Raw genomic sequence first — 16,604 nt, 5'->3', positions numbered from 1 at the left:
CCTTCGCGCGTCCGGGGTCCTGAGCAGCGCCAGTTCCTCGGCACTGCCCCAGTGACATGTGGACGCAGGAAGGCCCCGGGGGACCCGGGGCCTTCCTGAGGTGTCCTGCTGCGTCAGCAGTCGAAGTACATCGCGAACTCGTGCGGGGTCGGGCGCAGGCGCACCGGGTCGACCTCGTTGGCGCGCTTCCACTCGATCCAGGTCGAGATCAGGTCGGGGGTGAACACCCCGCCGTCGAGCAGGTAGTCGTGGTCGGCTTCGAGGGAGTCGAGCACCGCCGACAGCGAGCCCGGCACCTGCTTGACGTCGCCCCACTCCTCCGGCGGCAGGTCGTAGAGGTCCTTGTCGATGGGCGCCGGCGGCTCGATCTTGCTCTTGATGCCGTCGAGGCCGGCCATCATCATCGCCGAGAAGGCCAGGTAGACGTTGGCCGACGGGTCCGGCACGCGGAACTCGACGCGCTTGGCCTTCGGGTTGCTGCCGGTCACCGGGATGCGGGTGCAGGCGGAGCGGTTGCGCTGCGAGTAGACCAGGTTGACCGGCGCCTCGAAGCCCGGCACCAGCCGGCGGTACGAGTTGACCGTCGGGTTGGTGAAGGCCAGCAGCGACGGGGCGTGGTGCAGCAGGCCGCCGATGTACCAGCGGGCCATGTCGGACAGGCCGGCGTAGCCGGTCTCGTCGTAGAACAGCGGCTCGCCGTTGAGCCACAGGCTCTGGTGGGTGTGCATGCCGGAGCCGTTGTCGCCGAAGAGCGGCTTCGGCATGAAGGTCGCGGTCTTGCCGTTGGCCCAGGTCTCGTTCTTCACGATGTACTTGAAGAGCTGGAGCTGGTCGGCCGCGTGCAGCAGCGTCGAGAACCGGTAGTTGATCTCGGACTGGCCGGCGGTGCCCACCTCGTGGTGCGAGCGCTCCACGGTGAACCCGCTGTCGACCAGCCGGCGCACGATGCTGTCGCGCAGGTCGGCGAGGTGGTCGACAGGCGGCACCGGGAAGTAGCCGCCCTTGTACGCGGTCTTGTAGCCGCGGTTGCCGCCCGGCTCCTCGCGGCCGGTGTTCCAGGCGCCCTCGATCGAGTCGATGTAGTAGAACGACTGGTGCGCCGAGGTCTCGTGGCGGATGGAGTCGAAGATGTAGAACTCCGCCTCCGCGCCGAAGTACGCGGTGTCGGCGATGCCGCTGGCGGCCAGGTAGGCCTCGGCCTTCTTCGCCACGTTGCGCGGGTCGCGGCTGTAGGCCTCGCGGGTGAACGGGTCGTGGATGAAGAAGTTGAGCGCGAGGGTCTTCTGCGCCCGGAAGGGGTCGATGAAGGCGGTGGCGACGTCCGGGAGCAGGAGCATGTCCGACTCGTGGATCGCCTGGAAACCGCGGATCGACGACCCGTCGAAGGCCAGGCCCTCGGTGAAGAAGGCATCGTCGACGGACTCGACCGGCAGGTTGAAGTGCTGCATCACGCCGGGCAGGTCACAGAACCGTACGTCGACGAACCTCACGTCCTCGTTCTTGAGGTATCGCAGGAGTTCCTCGGGATTGGCGAACACACGTCCTCCTGGCACGTCCACGGGTGGCTAGGCTCTTGGCGACGCTATGGCCGCGCGGTTGCCCGGCCATGTCTTGAGTGTTTCTGCCGTGTTACGTCCCTCGCGGAGCGTCATCCGCGCCGCTCGGGCGGGCCGGACCGGGCGACGGGACACCACCGGCTGTGCCATTCTATTGACACTTGCTCGCTTTCGCCCCTTTTTGCTGCCCGGGTGCGGGCGACCGTCCCCGATCCGTCCACACCCCCTGGATACCCTTGACCGTTGTGACCAAGCCGCATGATCGCCCCGTACCGCCCGCGTCGGATCCCGCCTTCACGCCGCCCAGCCTGGGGCGCCGGTTCGGCGCGCTGGTGATCGACTGGGTGCTCTGCCTGCTCGTCGCCGGGGGCTTCGCCGACCCGGTCCGTGACGGGTGGGCGCCCGTGCTGGTGCTGATCGTCGAGTACGGCTTCTTCCTCGGGCTCTTCGCGCAGACGCCGGGCATGTTCATCACGAAGGTCCGCTGCGTCGCCTGGGCCGACGGCGGCCGCATCGGGGTGGCCCGGGCACTGCTGCGCGGCCTGCTGCTCGCCCTGGTCGTCCCGGCCCTGCTGATGGACGGCCACCGACGCGGCCTGCACGACCGTCTGGCGGGCTCCGTCGTCACCGACGCCCCCCGCCCCTGAGACGCACGAAGAGCCGGGCCCCGCGAGCAGGCCCGGCTCTTTCGCGTACGCGTCGGAAGGTCAGCGACCGCGCGTCTGGCGGAACGCGCCCCGCGCGGGTCGCATGTTCTTCGGGATCGCGCCCTTGGGCATCTGCGGGCGGGCGGTGAGCGCCTTGAGCCGCTTGTCCAGCGAGTTGACGTCCTTGCCGCTGAGGTTGCGCGGCAGCCGCATCAGCGTCATGCGCAGCTTGCGGATCGGCAGCTCGCCCTCCTCCTGCCCGATCACGTAGTCGAAGAGCGGGGCGGAGCCGATCACCTTCGCCAGCCGCCGCTTCTCCTGGCCGAGCAGCCCGCGTACCCGCTGCGGGTTGCCCTCCGCCAGCAGGATCACCCCGGGCCGGCCGATGACCAGGTGGACCATGTCCATCTGCGTGGTGGAGCTGACCGCCGGGGTGACCCGCCAGTCGCCCCGCATGCTCTCCATGATCTGGGCCGCCGCGCCGGGCTGCCCCTCGGCGGCGTTCATCATCGCCCGGTTGGACCGCAGGTTGAGCACGATCAGCAGGCAGAGCAGGGCGAACAGGATGCCCAGCGGCAGCCAGATCCAGCCCCAGAGCAGGACCGCGACCACGGTGAGCGCGAGCGGGATCAGCACCGCGGCAGCGGCCAACGGCGCGAACCACCGGTCCTGCTTGGCGGTGAACTTGAACACCATCCCGATCTGCTTCAGCCGCTGGCCGAACGAGACCTTCTCCTGGGGCTTTGCCATGCCGCAGAGTCTAGTGGTCGCCGCACGTCGCGTTGTCCGCGGCCGGGCTGAGCCCCTTACGCCGCCGTGCCGCGGCCGAGGGCCGCGAGGAGGACGGGGGAGCGGGCGGCCCCGGACCCACCTCCCGCGCGCGTCCGGCCCGCGCCGACTCCAGCTCCGCTGGCTTGCACGGGCTCCAGCTTCGTGCTGGCTCGCGCCGGTTTCAGCTCCGCGCCGAGCTGCACTGGCTTCAGCTCCGCGCTGGCTCGCGCCGACTCCAGCTCCGCGCCGGGCTGCGCTGGCTTCAGCTCCGACGCCGGACTGCGGCTCGGCCGGGCCCACCCCACCGCTCAGGAGCTGGTGGACCGCGCCCTGGCCTGGGGTGGCGGCGTCGGTCAGGGGCGGGGCAGGTAGATCCGCCAGCCGGGGACGGTGACCAGGTCGAACGCGGCCGGGTTGGCGCGACGGCGCTCGTCCAGGCGGGCCGCCAGCGGTGAGCCGGCCGGCGCGACCCAGGCCGGTGCCGCAGATTGCCGCACAGCCCGGCGGTACGGCAGGTACCGGTCGTGCCCCGGGCGCAGGTCGTCGTCGACGACCGCGCAGAGCACGTCCTCGCGGGTGGCGAAGGTGAGCCGGTTGCAGGTCCAGTAGCCGCCGTACACGTGCCGGACGCCCCGCTGGCGCAGCGCGGCGACCAGTCCGGCGTGCCGGGCCTCGGCGGCGCGGGCGGCCGGCGCGACCTCGACCGTGCCTGCGGTGGCCACGGCGGCGGTGCCCAGCGTCGCCGCGAGCACCAGGACCGCCGCGACACCCGTCACGCCCCGGCGGGCGGCCGACCAGAGCGGCCAGAGCAGGGCCGGAACGGAGATGAGCAGGCAGGACAGGTACCGGGAGCTTTCCACCGGCGTGCGGCCCGCGGCGTTGCTGGCCGTGTAGACGGCGAGCGTCCCGACGGCGGCCGCCACCAGGGCGAGCCGCACCGCCCCGCCCGCCGCCGCGTTGGATCTTGGACAGTTGCCGTCGGCCCTGAACGGCAACTGTCCAAGATCTGCGACGGGTGGGCGTAGCGCGCGCCAGGCCGAGAGGGCGGCCGCGAGGAGCAGTAGCGGGAGGGCGACCGCCCACCACGACTGGCCGGGCGCGCAGTGGCCCGGGGAGCAGAAGCCCATGCCCAGCGGCGGGCCGAGCACCAGCCCGCCGTGCAGCCGGTCCGCCCAGCCGGCGGGCTGCCCGGAGCCACCGGCGGCGAGCACCGCCGCGACCGGATTGCGCCCCGTCGCCAGGCTGTGTACCAGCAGCGGCCCGGCCCCGACGAGCGCGGCGGCACCGAGCAGCACGCCGGCCCTGCCGCGCAGCTCCCGCCGGCCGTACGCGAGGAGCACCGCGCCGGTCGCCGCCACGTACGGCAGCACCAGCGGGTCCACCCAGAGCATCAGCCCGGCCAGGAATCCCCACCCCGCCCAGCGCGGCAGTCGGCGTCCCGGCCGGCCGGTCGCCAGGTCGTACGCCAGCACGGCCAGCGCCACCCCGGCCGCGTTCATCTCCGGGTACCCGCCCCCGGCGATGAGCTGGTTCTTCACGACCCGGTCCGAGCCGAGCGCCAGCAGCGCCACGACGAGCAGGGCGAACCAGTGGTCCCTGGTCAGCCGCAGCGTCAGCCGCCAGGCGAGCACGACGAAGACCGCGTACAGGGCGAGCGTGGGCAGGCGTAGCCCGAGCGTCGACGGGCCGAACAGCGCGAACACCGGCGCGGCCAGGTAGGCCTCCAGCGTGCCCATGTACGCCTGGCCGTAAAACCAGACGGGGAACTCCTGCCCGCGGGAGATGTGCAGCGCGGCCAGGCCCATGGTGGCCTCGTCGCTGTTGGTCGGCGGCGCGTCGTGCAGCAGCAGCCCGAGGCGGTAGCCGGTCCCGGCCACGACGGCGAGCACGGCGAGGACGGTCGGCAGCACGGGCCGCCGGTCGGGCGGGAGCGCGGAACGCGAGTCACGCCACCGCTGGCGTACGCCGACCGTCATGAGCCGATCATGGCAGTTTGCCGCCGGCCCGTGGTCGAACGGTGCCGGCGCGTCGCCGGGGTGGTCAGCCGGCGGTGACCGGAAGGCCCTCGCGGGCCTCGAGCGCCTGCCGGTAGAGCCGCCCGGCCCGGTACGACGAGCGCACCAGCGGCCCGCTCATCACGCCCGCGAAGCCGATCTCCTCGGCCTCCTCGCGCAGCTCGACGAACTCCTCCGGCTTGACCCAGCGGGTGACGGGGTGGTGCCGGGGGGTGGGGCGCAGGTACTGCGTAATGGTGATCAGCTCGCAGCCGGCCTCGTGCAGGTCGCGCAGCGCCTGGGAGACCTCGGCGCGCTCCTCGCCCATGCCCAGGATGAGGTTGGACTTGGTGACCAACCCGTCGGCGCGGGCCTGCCGGATCACGTCCAGCGACCGCTCGTAGCGGAAGGCCGGCCGGATCCGCTTGAAGATCCGCGGCACGGTCTCCACGTTGTGGGCGAGCACCTCCGGCCGGGCGCCGAAGACCTCGGCGAGCTGCTCGGGGACCGCGTTGAAGTCGGGGATCAGCAGCTCGACGCCGCAGCCCGGCTGGAGGGCGTGGATCTGCCGGACGGTCTCGGCGTAGAGCCAGGCGCCGCCGTCGGGCAGGTCGTCGCGGGCCACGCCGGTGATGGTCGCGTAGCGCAGGCCCATCGAGACCACCGACTCGGCGACGCGGCGCGGCTCGTCGGCGTCGAACTCGGCCGGCTTGCCGGTGTCGATCTGGCAGAAGTCGCAGCGCCGGGTGCACTGGTCGCCACCGATGAGGAAGGTGGCCTCCCGGTCCTCCCAGCACTCGTAGATGTTGGGGCAGCCGGCCTCCTGGCAGACGGTGTGCAGCCCCTCGCGCGAGACGAGCCCGCGCAGCTGGGTGTACTCCGGCCCCATCTTGGCCTTGACCTTGATCCACGGCGGTTTGCGCTCGATCGGTGTCTCGGCGTTGCGCGCCTCGATCCGCAGGAGGCGCCGCCCCTCGGGGGCGGGCGTCGTCGTGCGCGCTGCCTGGCCGGTCGTCGGCGCGGAGTGCTCGATCGTCACAAAACCGAGCCTACGCCCGACGGCCGCCGTCGATGTAGTTCGGGCGACCGGCGTCACCCCGGGAGTCTTGTGACGCCGGACACCGGGGCCGGGAAAAACCAGTCACAGGAGCCCCGGCGTGGGTGCTAGCGTGCCCGCCAGAGCTGTGACGGAGCCGAGTAGCGCCCCGACCCGCCAGTTGAAGAGAGCCGCCGGTTGCTGCGAGGCGGTCTGGCACCGGGCCCGCGAAGACCCTCCCGAGCTGCGGGAAGAACGGCGGATGGCCGGCGCGCCGCGCGCCTGCGCGGGCAGGCCGCACCGCCCAGTAGAGCCCGCCCGGCTGGCCCCGGTGAAAAGGCGACGAACGAGGCCCCCGTGCGCGGGGGCGAAGGTGTGGTGGCACCGCGAGGTTTCCCGCTCGCCCGCACCTGACGGGGTTGGGGCGACGCCCGCCACCGGAGTTGGCAGGCGTCGCGATCGACCGAGAGGCAGCCCTGCCATGCAACGCGTCCTGTCCCGCCAACTCTCCGCCCATGTCGGCGTACCCGTCCGGATCGCCGGCTGGGTGCACCGCCGCCGGCTGCTCAAGTCGGTGGCCTTCCTGATCGTCCGGGACGCCGCCGGCCTGACCCAGGTGGTCATCACCGACCCGGCCGTGCGCGCCGAGGTGGAGGCACTCACCGAGGAGACGGTCGTCGAGGTCACCGGCACGGTGGTCGCGAACCCGACTGCGCCCGCCGGGGTCGAGCTGACCGCGCCGACGGTACGACCACTCGGCCCGCCCGCCGTACCGCCGCCGTTCGACCTGTACCGGCCGGCGCTCACCGCGAGCCTGCCCACCCAGCTCGACCACGCGCCCGTCGCGCTGCGCCACCCGACCCGCTCGGCGGCGCTGCGCGTCTCGGCGGCGGCGGTGGCCGGGTTCCGGGCCACGCTCGACGCCCGCGACTTCGTGGAGATCCACACGCCGAAGGTGGTGGGCTCGTCCACCGAGAGCGGGGCGAACGTCTTCGCGCTGGACTGGTTCGGCCGGCCCGCGTACCTGGCGCAGTCGCCGCAGTTCTACAAGCAGCTCATGGTCGGCGTCTTCGAGCGCGTCTACGAGGTGGGGCCGGTGTTCCGGGCCGAGCCGCACGACACCGTCCGGCACCTGGCGCAGTACACCTCGCTGGACGCCGAACTGGGCTTCGTCGCCGACCACCGGGACGTCATGGCCGTGCTGCGCGACACGCTGGCCGGGATGCTGGGCAGTGTCACCGAGCGGGCCGGGGCCGCGCTGGCCGCCCTCGGGGTGTCGCCCCCGGACGTGCCGGCCGAGATCCCCGCCGTGCACTTCACCGAGGCGCTCAGGATCGCCGGCGCGCCGGCCGACGAGCCGGACCTGGCCCCGGCGCACGAGCGGGCGCTGGGCGAGTGGGCGCGGCGGGAGCACGGCTCGGAGTTCCTCTTCGTCACCGGGTACCCGATGGCGAAGCGGCCCTTCTACACCCACCCGGACCCGGCGCGGCCCGCGTACTCCAACGGGTTCGACCTGCTCTTCCGGGGACTGGAGCTGGTGACGGGCGGGCAGCGGCTGCACTGGCACGGCGACTACCTGGCGGCGCTCGCCGCCCGGGGCGAGCCGGTCGAGCCGTACGCCGGCTACGTCGACGCGTTCCGGCACGGCATGCCGCCACACGGCGGCTTCGCCATCGGCCTGGAACGCTTCGTGGCCCGCCTGACGGGCGCGACAAACGTCCGAGAGGTCACCGCCTTCCCCCGCGACCTCCACCGCCTGACCCCCTAACCCCCACGCCCCATCTGGCGATCATGAGGTTGGCGGCACTGAAGGAGATCGACTTCGCCGCCAACCTCATGATCGACGGCGCAGGCGTGGGGGTGGGTGGGGGCCGGGGGGTGGGTGGGGTGGGTGGGTGGGGTGGGTGGGGTCAGGGTGGGCCTAGGAGGTCCCAGGGGTTGCCGGCTATGTCGCGGAAGACGGCGACCCGGCCGTACGGTTCCGTGCGCGGGGGCTTCACGAACTCCACGCCCGCCTCGACCATCCGTCGGTGGACGGCGTCGAAGTCGTCGACCTGGAGGAAGAAGCCGACCCGGCCGGCGACCTGGTCCCCGACCGATCGAGCCTGCCGGTCGCCGTCGGCGCGGGCCAGCAGCAGCCCGGTCTGCGCGCCCGGCGGGCGGACGACGACCCAGCGCTTCGGCCGGCCGCCGTTGGTCAGCGACGGGGAGTCCTCCACCAGCTCGAAACCGAGCACCCCGGTGAAGAAGTCGATGGCCGGGTCGTACTCGGCCACGACGATCGTGACCAGGTCGATCCGCATCGGTCAGGCCGTGACGAGGGTGGGCAGGTGGCGCTCGACGACCGGCAGCACGTCGGCCACGGACACCGGGCGGCCCAGCTCGGCGGTGAGCGAGGTGACGCCGGCGTCGCGGATGCCGCAGGGCACGATCCGGTCGAAGTGGCCCAGGTCGCAGTCGCAGTTGATGGAGAAGCCGTGCAGGGTCACCCCGCGGGCGACCCGGATGCCGATGGCCGCCACCTTGCGCGCCGGGCCCCGGTCGTCCTCGGGCACCCAGACCCCGCTGCGCCCCTCGACCCGGCCGGCGGTCAGCCCGAACTCGGCGCAGACGTCGATCAGTAGCTGCTCGGTGCGGCGGACGTAGGCGACCACGTCGACCGGGTCGGGCAACCGCACGATGGGGTAGCCGACCAGCTGCCCCGGGCCGTGCCAGGTGATCTTGCCGCCCCGGTCCACGTCGACGACCGGGGTGCCGTCCATGGGGCGGTCCCACGGCTCCGTGCGCTTGCCGGCGGTGTAGACGCTCGGGTGCTCCAGCAGCAGAACGGTGTCGCCGCGCTCGCCGGCCACCACCGACTCGTGCAGCCGGCGCTGCTCGTCCCAGGCGGCCTGGTAGTCGAGGACACCGGCGCGGACGGCCGTGAGGCCGGAGGTCGTCGTGGTCACGCCGCCAAGCCTAGACCCGTACCGGCCGGTCACCATCGGTGACGCGGCTCACGACGGGACCCTGCGGCGGGGCCGGCCGCCCGCGATCGCCAGGGCGACGCCTCAGCCCTGCGGGACCCGCCACAGCCACACGTCGTCGACCCGCTCGGGCGGCCCGAGCAGCGACGTCACCGTACGCCGGATGGCCTCCTCGTCGACCGGCCACTTCGCCCCGTGCACCTCGTCGGGCAGCACGATCGTCTCGATCCGCCAGTGCCGCAGGTCGGCGCGGACCTCCTCGACGCTGCCCTCCGTGATGATCGGCACCAGCCCGGTCCGGCCGGCCTGGTCCATCAGCGCGCCGAACGGGCGCGGCGGCGGGCCGATCCGGCCCCGCCCGTCCGGGCCGCCGGGGCCGAGGAAGAAGCCGGAGGGGATGGCGAACTCGCCCTGCCGGTGCGCCAGCGCGTGCGCCTGCCAGCGCTGGCCGTCGGGGTAGACGTCGAGGGCCAGCGGCACCGGGGTCAGCACCCCGCCGGGGGAGACGTACTCCCGCCACGTCCCGGCGGTGATGAAGCGCGGGATCGGCTCGCGTTCGATGGTCAGCAGCGGCGTCGGCACGAGCGGCAGCAGCGCCAGCGCGAACCCCGCCCACCAGGCCAGCCGCGTCCGGCGGCGCCGGGGTGGATCGGCGCGGAGCTGGTCGACGGCGTACGCGAGCAGCACCCCGATCACCGGCGCCACGACCAGCGCCAGCCGGGCGGGCAGGGCGGCGTTCACCACCGGCAGGTGCCCGAGCAGGTCGAACGGCATCGGCAGGTCCGTACGACGGCCGTCGATCTTGGCCTCGGGACCGAAGGAGAGCACGGTGAAGACGACGGCGGTCACGCCCAGCGCCCAGAGCGTCGCCCGGCGGGCCGCGTCGGCCCGGCGCCACAGCGCCACGAAGCAGGCGACGGTGAGCAGCAGCAGCCCGATGCCGAAGAAGGAGTTCTCCTCGGTCGGGTTCGGCGCCAGCCGGGTGCCCAGGCCCACCTCCCCGGCCAGCGACCGGCGCGGGTACGCGCCGTAGGCGACCACGTCCTCGGAGTGGATGACCGCGTCGAAGCCGGTGCCGTGGAAGCGCTGCGGGCCGGCGAAGTGCAGCCACAGCGGGTACGCCAGCAGCACGCCCGCGACGACGGCGGTCACGCCGAGGCCGCGCAGGAAGGTCGGCAGCGCCGCGCGGGCCTCGGCGCGACGGGCCGGGTGCAGCGCCCAGACGGCGACGAAGACGCCGAGCGCCAGCGCCGTGAAGAAGAGCCCCTCGGCGGCGATGGAGAAGGCGACGGCGACGAGCAGGCCGAGGATCGCGCCGTCGCGCAGCGGGTGCCGGGAGCGGCGCAGCGCGAAGGTCCGCCAGATCAGCAGCGGCACCAGCCAGCCCGCCGTCCAGTTCAGGTGGGCGTTGGCGTGCGAGACCATGCCGGGGGAGAAGCCGATGAACAGCCCGCCGACGGCGGCGGCGAGCGGGCTGCGGACCAGGTGCCGGGAGAGCAGCCAGTACCAGGCGAGCGCGGTGGCGGCCAGGTTGAGGGTGAGGATCACCAGGAACGTGGCAGGCGGCCCGATCAGGTACGTCAGCGGCGCGAAGACCACCGCGTACACGGTGATCGAGGTGTTGACCGCGAGGTTCACCCCGTCGGGGACGTTGATCAGGTAGGTGAAGAGCGGGTTGTCGCCGTGGGTCACCGCGTGGCCGCCGAAGGCCAGCAGCCATTCGAAGAGCGCCTGGTCGCTGGAGTTGACCGTGATGGCGCGGCTGTTCGGGTCCTGCCACAGCCCGCTGGTCACCCAGACGGCGAGCGCCAGCGCGACCAGCGCCACGATCAGGTCGGCCCGCCGGTGGCGGACGACGCGGGGCGGCGAGGCCGGCGAAGGCGCCAGGGACGGGGAGGTCGGCACGCAGCGGACGTTACCAACCGCACCGGGGCACGCCGGTCAGGACGCACATCCTCCGGGCGCGGAATGTGTGACCGTGCCCCATGTCACACCATCGACGCATCGACGTAACGTCGCGGCAATTCGCGGGTGACCCAGTTCACACCCCGTCCCCAGGAGGCCCCGTGCGCCGCTCCCCGTCCCTGCTCTCCCGGCTGACCGGCGCGGTCGCCGGGATGGTCCTCGCCGTCGCCGCGGTGGCGACCGTCGCCGCCCCCGCCCAGGCCGCCACCCTCACCCAGGTCACCAACTTCGGCTCCAACCCGGGCAACCTCGCCATGTACGCGTACCGGCCGGACAACCTGCCGGCGGGGGCCCCGGCCGTCGTGCTGCTGCACGGCTGCACCCAGAACGCGGCCGGCTACTTCGCCAACTCCGGCTGGCAGAAGTTCGCCGACCAGTGGAAGTTCACCCTGATCGTGCCGCAGCAGTCCAGCGCCAACCAGCCGCTGAGCTGCTTCAACTGGTTCACCGAGCAGGACATCACCCGAGGCTCCGGCGAGGCCCTGTCGATCAGGCAGATGGTCGACCACGCGAGGAACAACTACGGCACCGACGCCCGCCGGGTGTTCGTCAGCGGCCTCTCCGCCGGCGGGGGGATGAGCGCGGTCATGCTGGCCACCTACCCGGACGTGTTCGCCGCCGGCTCGGTCGTCGCCGGCCTGCCGTACCGCTGCTCGCCGCCCGCCTCCACCAGTACCTGCCAGTACAGCGGGGTGAACAAGACCCCGCAGGAGTGGGGCAACGCGGTCCGGGCCGCGTACCCCGGGCACACCGGCCCGCGCCCCCGGGTCGCCATCTGGCACGGCACGTCGGACTCCACCGTCGTACCGGCCAACGCCACCGAGCTGCGCGACCAGTGGACCAACGTCCGGGGCGTCTCGCAGACCCCCACCAGCACCGCGTCGCTGCCCGCCAACACCAGCCTGGAGGTGTACGGCAACAACGACGTCCGCGTCTACCGGGTCTCCGGCATGGGGCACGGCACCCCGGTCGACCCGGGCCCGGGTGCCGAGCAGTGCGGCACCGCCGCCGCGTACCTGCTCGACACCATCTGCTCGGCGTACCACGACGCGGTCTTCTTCGGCCTGAACGGCGGGACGAACCCCACCCCGACGCCGACGGCGAGCCCCACCGCGTCCCCGACGGCGAGCCCCACGGCCTCCCCGACCGCCAGCCCGACCACGGCGCCGACCTGCGTCACGGCCAGCAACTACGCGCACGTCGCCGCCGGCCGCGCCTACCAGTCCGGCGGCTACGCCTACGCCAACGGCTCGAACCAGCGGATGGGCCTCTACAACACCTTCTACACCAGCACCCTCAAGCAGACCGCCCCCAACCACTGGGTGATCGGCTGCTAGCCCCCCACCCGACTCCCAAGCGTTGATCATGAAGTTGTTGTCGCCGCGCCCGGCGTGTCCCGACAACAACTTCATGATCAACGGGGATCGCGGAGGCAGGGGCAGGGGCAGGGGGTTGGTGGGGTCAGGGGGCGGTGAGGGCCGCGTGCAGGGCGGCGGCCAGGGTGGGGTGGCGGTAGGTGAAGCCGGCCCCGGTGAGCACGCCCGGGAGGACTCGGGTGCTGGTCAGCGCCTCGTGCGCGAAGCCGCCCAGCACCACCTTCAACGCCAGCGCCGGGATCGGGACGATCGCCGGCCGGCGCAGCTGCCGGGCCAGCTCCCGGGTGAACTCGGCGTTGGTCACCGGGGCCGGCCCGACCAGGTTGACCGGTCCCACCAGGTCGTCGCGGTCCAGCACGAACCGCGCGGCGTCCAGCCAGTCCGCCATGGAGATCCACGGCAGCCACTGCCGGCCGCTGCCGAGCCGCCCGGCGATGCCCAGCCGGAACGGCAGCAGCTGCGGCTTGAGCAGCCCGCCGTCGCGGTGCAGCGGCAGGCCGATGCGCAGCCGCACGACGCGTACGCCCGCGTCTTCGGCCGGCCGGGTCGCGGCCTCCCAGACCCGGCATACGTCGGCCAGGAAGCCCTCGCCCGCCGGGGCGTCCTCCTCGACCGCCCGGTCGCCGGTGTTGCCGTACCAGCCGACCGCCGAGGAGTTCAGCAGTGTCCTCGGCCGGTCGACCTCGGGCAGGCCGGCGATGGTGATCGCCAGCGTGGTGGTGGTGTCGACCCGGCTGGACCGGATCAGCTGCCGGTACTCGTCGTTCCACCGCTTGTCGCCCACGCCCGCGCCGGCCAGGTTGACGACCGCGTCCGCCTCCGCCACCACCGCCGGGTCGAGCTGCGCGGCGGACGGGTTCCACTGCCGCTCGTCGGCGGTGCGCGGCGGCCGGCGGACCAGCCGGGTGACCTGGTGGCCGTCCGCCGTGAGCCGGTCGACCAGCCGGGTGCCGAGGAAGCCGGACGCGCCGGCCATGAGGATCCGCATGCTCCCATCTTCGGGTACGGACGGCGGATCGGATGCGCTGTGGCGGGCACGCACCGCACCGGGCGCGACGCCGCCGACCGGCCGGCCGGCGGCGTCGCGCCGGATCAGCAGCCGGCGGTACGCGTGTAGTTCTGCGTCCCGAAGTAGAGCGCCAGGTTGCCGCTGAAGCGCACCTTGATGTCGCTGCCGTTGAGGCGCTGCTCGTAGTGCAGGTGGGAGCCGGAGGAGCCGCCGCTGTTGCCCACGTAGCCGATGGTGGTGCTGTAGCCGACGGACTGGCCGACCGAGACGTTGAAGCCGCTGAGGTGGGCGTAGTAGGTGGTGTACCCGTTGCCGTGGTTGATCCGTACGTAACGGCCGTAGCTGGTGTCGCCGAGGTTGGCGACGACGTCCACCGTGCCCGGGGCGCTGGCCTTGACCGGATCGCCGTGGTCGTTGGTCCGGTTGAAGTCGATCGCGTACTGCGGGCTGTGGGTGGTGCGGGTCTGGCCGGACCACGTCTGGTTGCACGGGAACGGCGTGCGGAACGACGGCGCGGCGGCGGCGGGCGACGCCGGCACCAGGAACGCGGCGGTCGCCAGCAGGGCGGCGCTGAGGGAACTCGTCAGGCGGGTACGCATCCGAACCTCCACGGTCATAACCTTCGATCTATCTGCCGGATGATGTCAGAGAGTTTCGATGACCGGAAGCGTCCCTACCCAGGCGCACCATCGCGCTGCGAGGTGCCGCCGAAGGCGTTCCGACCTGAATGCCGTCGATGCGTCGCTCAGGCGGCGAGGCGGGCCAGCACCGGCGTGAGCGGGTCGAGTGCGTCCTCGCGTACGACGAAACGGGTGACGCCCCAGCGGCGCCCGTGTGCGGCGACCGCCGCGACGATCTCGTCCTCCGTGCCGATCAGCACGAATGGCGTCGCGAGCAGCTCGGCGACCGTTAGGCCGATCCGCTCGGCGGTCGGCGCGGCGGCGGCCTCGGCGTCGTCGGTGACGACGACGTGCTGCACGAGCGCCTCCAGCACCGGCGGCTCGTCCCGCCCCCGCGCTCCGGCGGCGACGCAGGCCAGTTGCGCCTCGATGTCCGCCTCGCGCCAGCGCACGTCGTGCCGGTGGCCGTCGGGCAGCGTGCGCCCCAGGCCGGACAGCCCGACCACGTCGGCGTGCGCGCCGGCCCAGCGCAGCATCGCGGAGTTCGCCGTGCCGAGGGTGAACGGGATCCGCCGCTGCACCGGGCGCGGGGCCTCCAGCCGCGCGCCCCGCACGACCAGGTCGGGGGAGTCGACGGTGACCTCCTCGCCGTCGAGCAGAGCGCGGACGGCCTCGGCCACGGCCAGGCAGCGGCGCACCCGCCCGGCGACGTCGGGGCGCTCCCGGCCGATCGCGCGCCACTCGGCCGGGGTGTGGCCGGCGCCGAGGCCGAACCGGGCCCGCCCGCCGGAGAGCAGGTCGAGGGAGGCCACGTCCGAGGCGAGCAGCATCGGCTCGCGGACGCCGGCGTTGGAGACGTACGAGCCCAGGCCGATCGTCGAGGTCACCGCCGCCGCGGCGGCCAGCGAGACGAAGGGGGACGCCGCCGAACCCGGATGGTCGGCGGTGAACAGGGCGTCGAAGCCGGCAGCCTCGACCCGCCGGGCCAGCTCCAGCCAGCTCGGGCCGTTGGACGGGATCGCCTGGAGGGTGAAGGTCGCCATGCGCCCACCCTGCCGGGCTCGGTCCGACCGGCCAAGCCCGACGGGGGCGATTCTGCTACCGGCAGACCTACCCGATCTCCCGGTGAGCGTGCTCTGCCACGACACGGTCCTAGTCCAGGATGGGGAGTGCTACCACCCGGCGGGGGAGGGTGCTCCGGTGCCAACTGTCAGGTCGAGGGCTCGTCCGGGGTGGGCTCGCGCCAGCGGGCCCGCCAGGCGGCCTCGTGCGCCTCGTGGGTGCTCTTCTCCTCGAAGACCATCTCGCGCAGGGCGCGCCGGGAGTCCGCCATGACCACCGCCTCGACGGCCACGAGCCCGACGCAGATCGCGGTGAGCAGGGTGAGGGCGGCCAGCCCCGGCAGCCGTTGGCCGACGGGAAGGGTGGCGGCCAACAGCAGCACGGCGCCGACCCTGGTCCACGAGACGGTGCCCAGGGTGCGCCACTGGAAAAGCATGTTCGCGCACAGGTAGCAGGCGACCCCGCCGAACAGCAGCAGGACGCCGGGCCCCTGCGTGGGGTCCCCGACAGGCGTGCCCGGATCGGCGACCTGGTGCACGATCTCCTCGGCGCCGAGGGCGAACAGGATGATCCCGGCGATCATCGGCAGGTACATGTAGGCGTACGCGTCGCGGGCCATCGAGACCCGGGGCCGGCCCTCGGCCGCGTGCAGGGCTATCCGGGCGGCCGGTGCGATCACGTCGTAGTGCGCCCACCACAGCGCGGCCGTGAAGAAGATGCCGAGCACCGCTGCGGCGACCGCCGGCCAGGTCGGGGGCTGGCCGAGCAGGTTGCTGCCGACGCCGACGGAGATGACGGACTCGCCCAGGGCGATGATCAGGATGAGGTCGTAGCGCTCGGTCCAGTGCTCGGCGGAGGTCACCGTCCAGCCCCAGGCGCCGGCGACCAGGCCCATGCCGTACTGGAGCAGGACGACGCTGACCCACAGGCCGTCGCGCAGCATCGCCGCCCGGCCCGGGTCGTCGATCTGGGGCGGGATCAGCGCGGCGGCCGTGAGCAGCATGGTGCTGATCGTGACCTCCGGGGAGTACTTCAGCAGCAGCCGCCGCTCCCCGGGTCTCTCCTGCGCGACGTGCCAGTACAGCGCCAGGTGCACGCCCCGGATCACCACGTAGCTGAGCGCGACCACCATCGGTCCGGCGGCCACGTCGGTCGCGTCGCTGAAGGCCTGGGGGAGCGACAGCGCGAAGCAGAACAGCGCCGCCATGCCGACGACCATCAGCACCGGGACGAAGCCCTCGCCGAGCCGGACCCGGGTGGCGACCACGCAGTGCACCACCCAGCACCACCAGAGCACGGCGAGCACGAGCAGGGCGTGTGCGAGCTGATAGCCGGAGATGTGGGCGGCGGTGGCGCGGGTGATGATGAAGAACGAGAAGACGAAGACCAGGTCGAAGAAGACCTCGAACCGGTCGACCCGGGCGCCGGGGGCGATCGAGACGGCCGGTCCCAGCCGCTCGCGCCACCGGATGCCGCCCACCTCATCCACTCTGGCAGCGCCCTGTCGCCGCCGGGCCGGAATCGCGTGAGCGTGCCGGGGGCGACGGTGAACGAGGCGGCCGGAACGGTGACGGGCGCCCCGGTCGGTGACCGGGGCGCCCG

General features: G+C 73.1%; 14 protein-coding genes. 3 read left to right on the top strand and 11 right to left on the bottom strand.

The annotated features are described in order from the left end of the window. Nucleotides 1-113: 113 nt before the first annotated feature. A complete protein-coding gene (glnA, locus tag AC0OO9_RS06385; protein ID WP_393164959.1) occupies nt 114-1,538 on the bottom strand; it encodes a type I glutamate--ammonia ligase in 1,425 nt (474 codons plus the stop codon). Nucleotides 1,539-1,801: 263 nt separating this feature from the next. On the opposite strand from glnA, the gene AC0OO9_RS06380 reads away from it, so the two are divergent. Further along, nucleotides 1,802-2,203: an RDD family protein gene (locus AC0OO9_RS06380; protein WP_132236061.1), complete on the top strand. Its 402-nt coding sequence runs from the start codon at nt 1,802-1,804 to the stop codon at nt 2,201-2,203. 60 nt (nt 2,204-2,263) lie between these two features. Here the strand turns inward: AC0OO9_RS06380 and AC0OO9_RS06375 are convergent, their stop codons facing one another. The 3 genes from AC0OO9_RS06375 to lipA all read right to left on the bottom strand — a co-directional run bounded on the left by AC0OO9_RS06375 (nt 2,264) and on the right by lipA (nt 6,064). After that, nucleotides 2,264-2,953 carry a DUF4191 domain-containing protein gene (locus tag AC0OO9_RS06375; RefSeq protein WP_358091789.1) on the bottom strand — a complete coding sequence of 230 codons (690 nt, stop codon included), beginning with the start codon at nt 2,951-2,953 and terminating at the stop codon, nt 2,264-2,266. Between the two features lie 374 nt (nt 2,954-3,327). Then, nucleotides 3,328-4,950, bottom strand: coding sequence for a hypothetical protein (locus AC0OO9_RS06370; RefSeq protein WP_484516250.1), 1,623 nt, complete (start codon nt 4,948-4,950; stop codon nt 3,328-3,330). A 64-nt stretch (nt 4,951-5,014) separates the two neighbouring features. Beyond that, a complete protein-coding gene (gene lipA, locus AC0OO9_RS06365) occupies nt 5,015-6,064 on the bottom strand; it encodes a lipoyl synthase (RefSeq protein WP_192581533.1) in 1,050 nt (349 codons plus the stop codon). 421 nt (nt 6,065-6,485) lie between these two features. Here lipA and aspS point away from each other — a divergent pair, with 421 nt between their 5' ends. Continuing rightward, nucleotides 6,486-7,772, top strand: a complete 1,287-nt coding sequence (aspS, locus tag AC0OO9_RS06360; protein ID WP_484516248.1) for an aspartate--tRNA(Asn) ligase — start codon at nt 6,486-6,488, stop codon at nt 7,770-7,772. Nucleotides 7,773-7,914: 142 nt separating this feature from the next. Here the strand turns inward: aspS and AC0OO9_RS06355 are convergent, their stop codons facing one another. From AC0OO9_RS06355 to AC0OO9_RS06345, 3 genes are all read right to left on the bottom strand, one after another. Next, nucleotides 7,915-8,307: a VOC family protein gene (locus AC0OO9_RS06355; RefSeq protein WP_484516246.1), complete on the bottom strand. Its 393-nt coding sequence runs from the start codon at nt 8,305-8,307 to the stop codon at nt 7,915-7,917. A gap of 3 nt (nt 8,308-8,310) precedes the next feature. Next, nucleotides 8,311-8,952 carry a lipoyl(octanoyl) transferase LipB gene (gene lipB / locus AC0OO9_RS06350; RefSeq protein ID WP_327029189.1) on the bottom strand — a complete coding sequence of 214 codons (642 nt, stop codon included), beginning with the start codon at nt 8,950-8,952 and terminating at the stop codon, nt 8,311-8,313. A gap of 102 nt (nt 8,953-9,054) precedes the next feature. After that, complete coding sequence (locus tag AC0OO9_RS06345; RefSeq protein ID WP_484516244.1) at nt 9,055-10,875, bottom strand: DUF6311 domain-containing protein; 1,821 nt, start codon at nt 10,873-10,875, stop codon at nt 9,055-9,057. A 161-nt stretch (nt 10,876-11,036) separates the two neighbouring features. Here AC0OO9_RS06345 and AC0OO9_RS06340 point away from each other — a divergent pair, with 161 nt between their 5' ends. Next, nucleotides 11,037-12,272, top strand: coding sequence for an extracellular catalytic domain type 1 short-chain-length polyhydroxyalkanoate depolymerase (locus AC0OO9_RS06340; RefSeq protein ID WP_484516242.1), 1,236 nt, complete (start codon nt 11,037-11,039; stop codon nt 12,270-12,272). Nucleotides 12,273-12,396: 124 nt separating this feature from the next. Here AC0OO9_RS06340 and AC0OO9_RS06335 read toward each other — a convergent pair whose 3' ends face one another. The 4 genes from AC0OO9_RS06335 to AC0OO9_RS06320 all read right to left on the bottom strand — a co-directional run bounded on the left by AC0OO9_RS06335 (nt 12,397) and on the right by AC0OO9_RS06320 (nt 16,482). After that, nucleotides 12,397-13,299 carry a TIGR01777 family oxidoreductase gene (locus AC0OO9_RS06335; RefSeq protein ID WP_484516240.1) on the bottom strand — a complete coding sequence of 301 codons (903 nt, stop codon included), beginning with the start codon at nt 13,297-13,299 and terminating at the stop codon, nt 12,397-12,399. A 104-nt stretch (nt 13,300-13,403) separates the two neighbouring features. Continuing rightward, a complete protein-coding gene (locus tag AC0OO9_RS06330; protein WP_311414743.1) occupies nt 13,404-13,919 on the bottom strand; it encodes a M23 family metallopeptidase in 516 nt (171 codons plus the stop codon). A 146-nt stretch (nt 13,920-14,065) separates the two neighbouring features. Beyond that, a complete protein-coding gene (locus tag AC0OO9_RS06325; RefSeq protein ID WP_484516239.1) occupies nt 14,066-14,983 on the bottom strand; it encodes an LLM class flavin-dependent oxidoreductase in 918 nt (305 codons plus the stop codon). 167 nt (nt 14,984-15,150) lie between these two features. After that, nucleotides 15,151-16,482, bottom strand: a complete 1,332-nt coding sequence (locus tag AC0OO9_RS06320) for a low temperature requirement protein A (RefSeq protein WP_484516237.1) — start codon at nt 16,480-16,482, stop codon at nt 15,151-15,153. Between the last annotated feature and the right edge of the window lie 122 nt (nt 16,483-16,604).

It is taken from the genome of Micromonospora sp. USAFONa4 (genome assembly GCF_057197825.1).
The sequence above is the reverse complement of the archived record's forward strand: the minus strand, read 5'-3'. Positions and strand labels throughout refer to the sequence as shown.

Coding starts and splice junctions, on each gene's coding strand:
- AC0OO9_RS06355 (WP_484516246.1), bottom strand. CDS start 8,307: ATGCGGATCGACCTGGTCACGATCGTCGTGGCCGAGTACGACCCGGCC.
- AC0OO9_RS06375 (WP_358091789.1), bottom strand. CDS start 2,953: ATGGCAAAGCCCCAGGAGAAGGTCTCGTTCGGCCAGCGGCTGAAGCAG.
- AC0OO9_RS06325 (WP_484516239.1), bottom strand. CDS start 14,983: ATGGCGACCTTCACCCTCCAGGCGATCCCGTCCAACGGCCCGAGCTGG.
- aspS (WP_484516248.1), top strand. CDS start 6,486: ATGCAACGCGTCCTGTCCCGCCAACTCTCCGCCCATGTCGGCGTACCC.
- AC0OO9_RS06335 (WP_484516240.1), bottom strand. CDS start 13,299: ATGCGGATCCTCATGGCCGGCGCGTCCGGCTTCCTCGGCACCCGGCTG.
- AC0OO9_RS06330 (WP_311414743.1), bottom strand. CDS start 13,919: ATGCGTACCCGCCTGACGAGTTCCCTCAGCGCCGCCCTGCTGGCGACC.
- AC0OO9_RS06370 (WP_484516250.1), bottom strand. CDS start 4,950: ATGACGGTCGGCGTACGCCAGCGGTGGCGTGACTCGCGTTCCGCGCTC.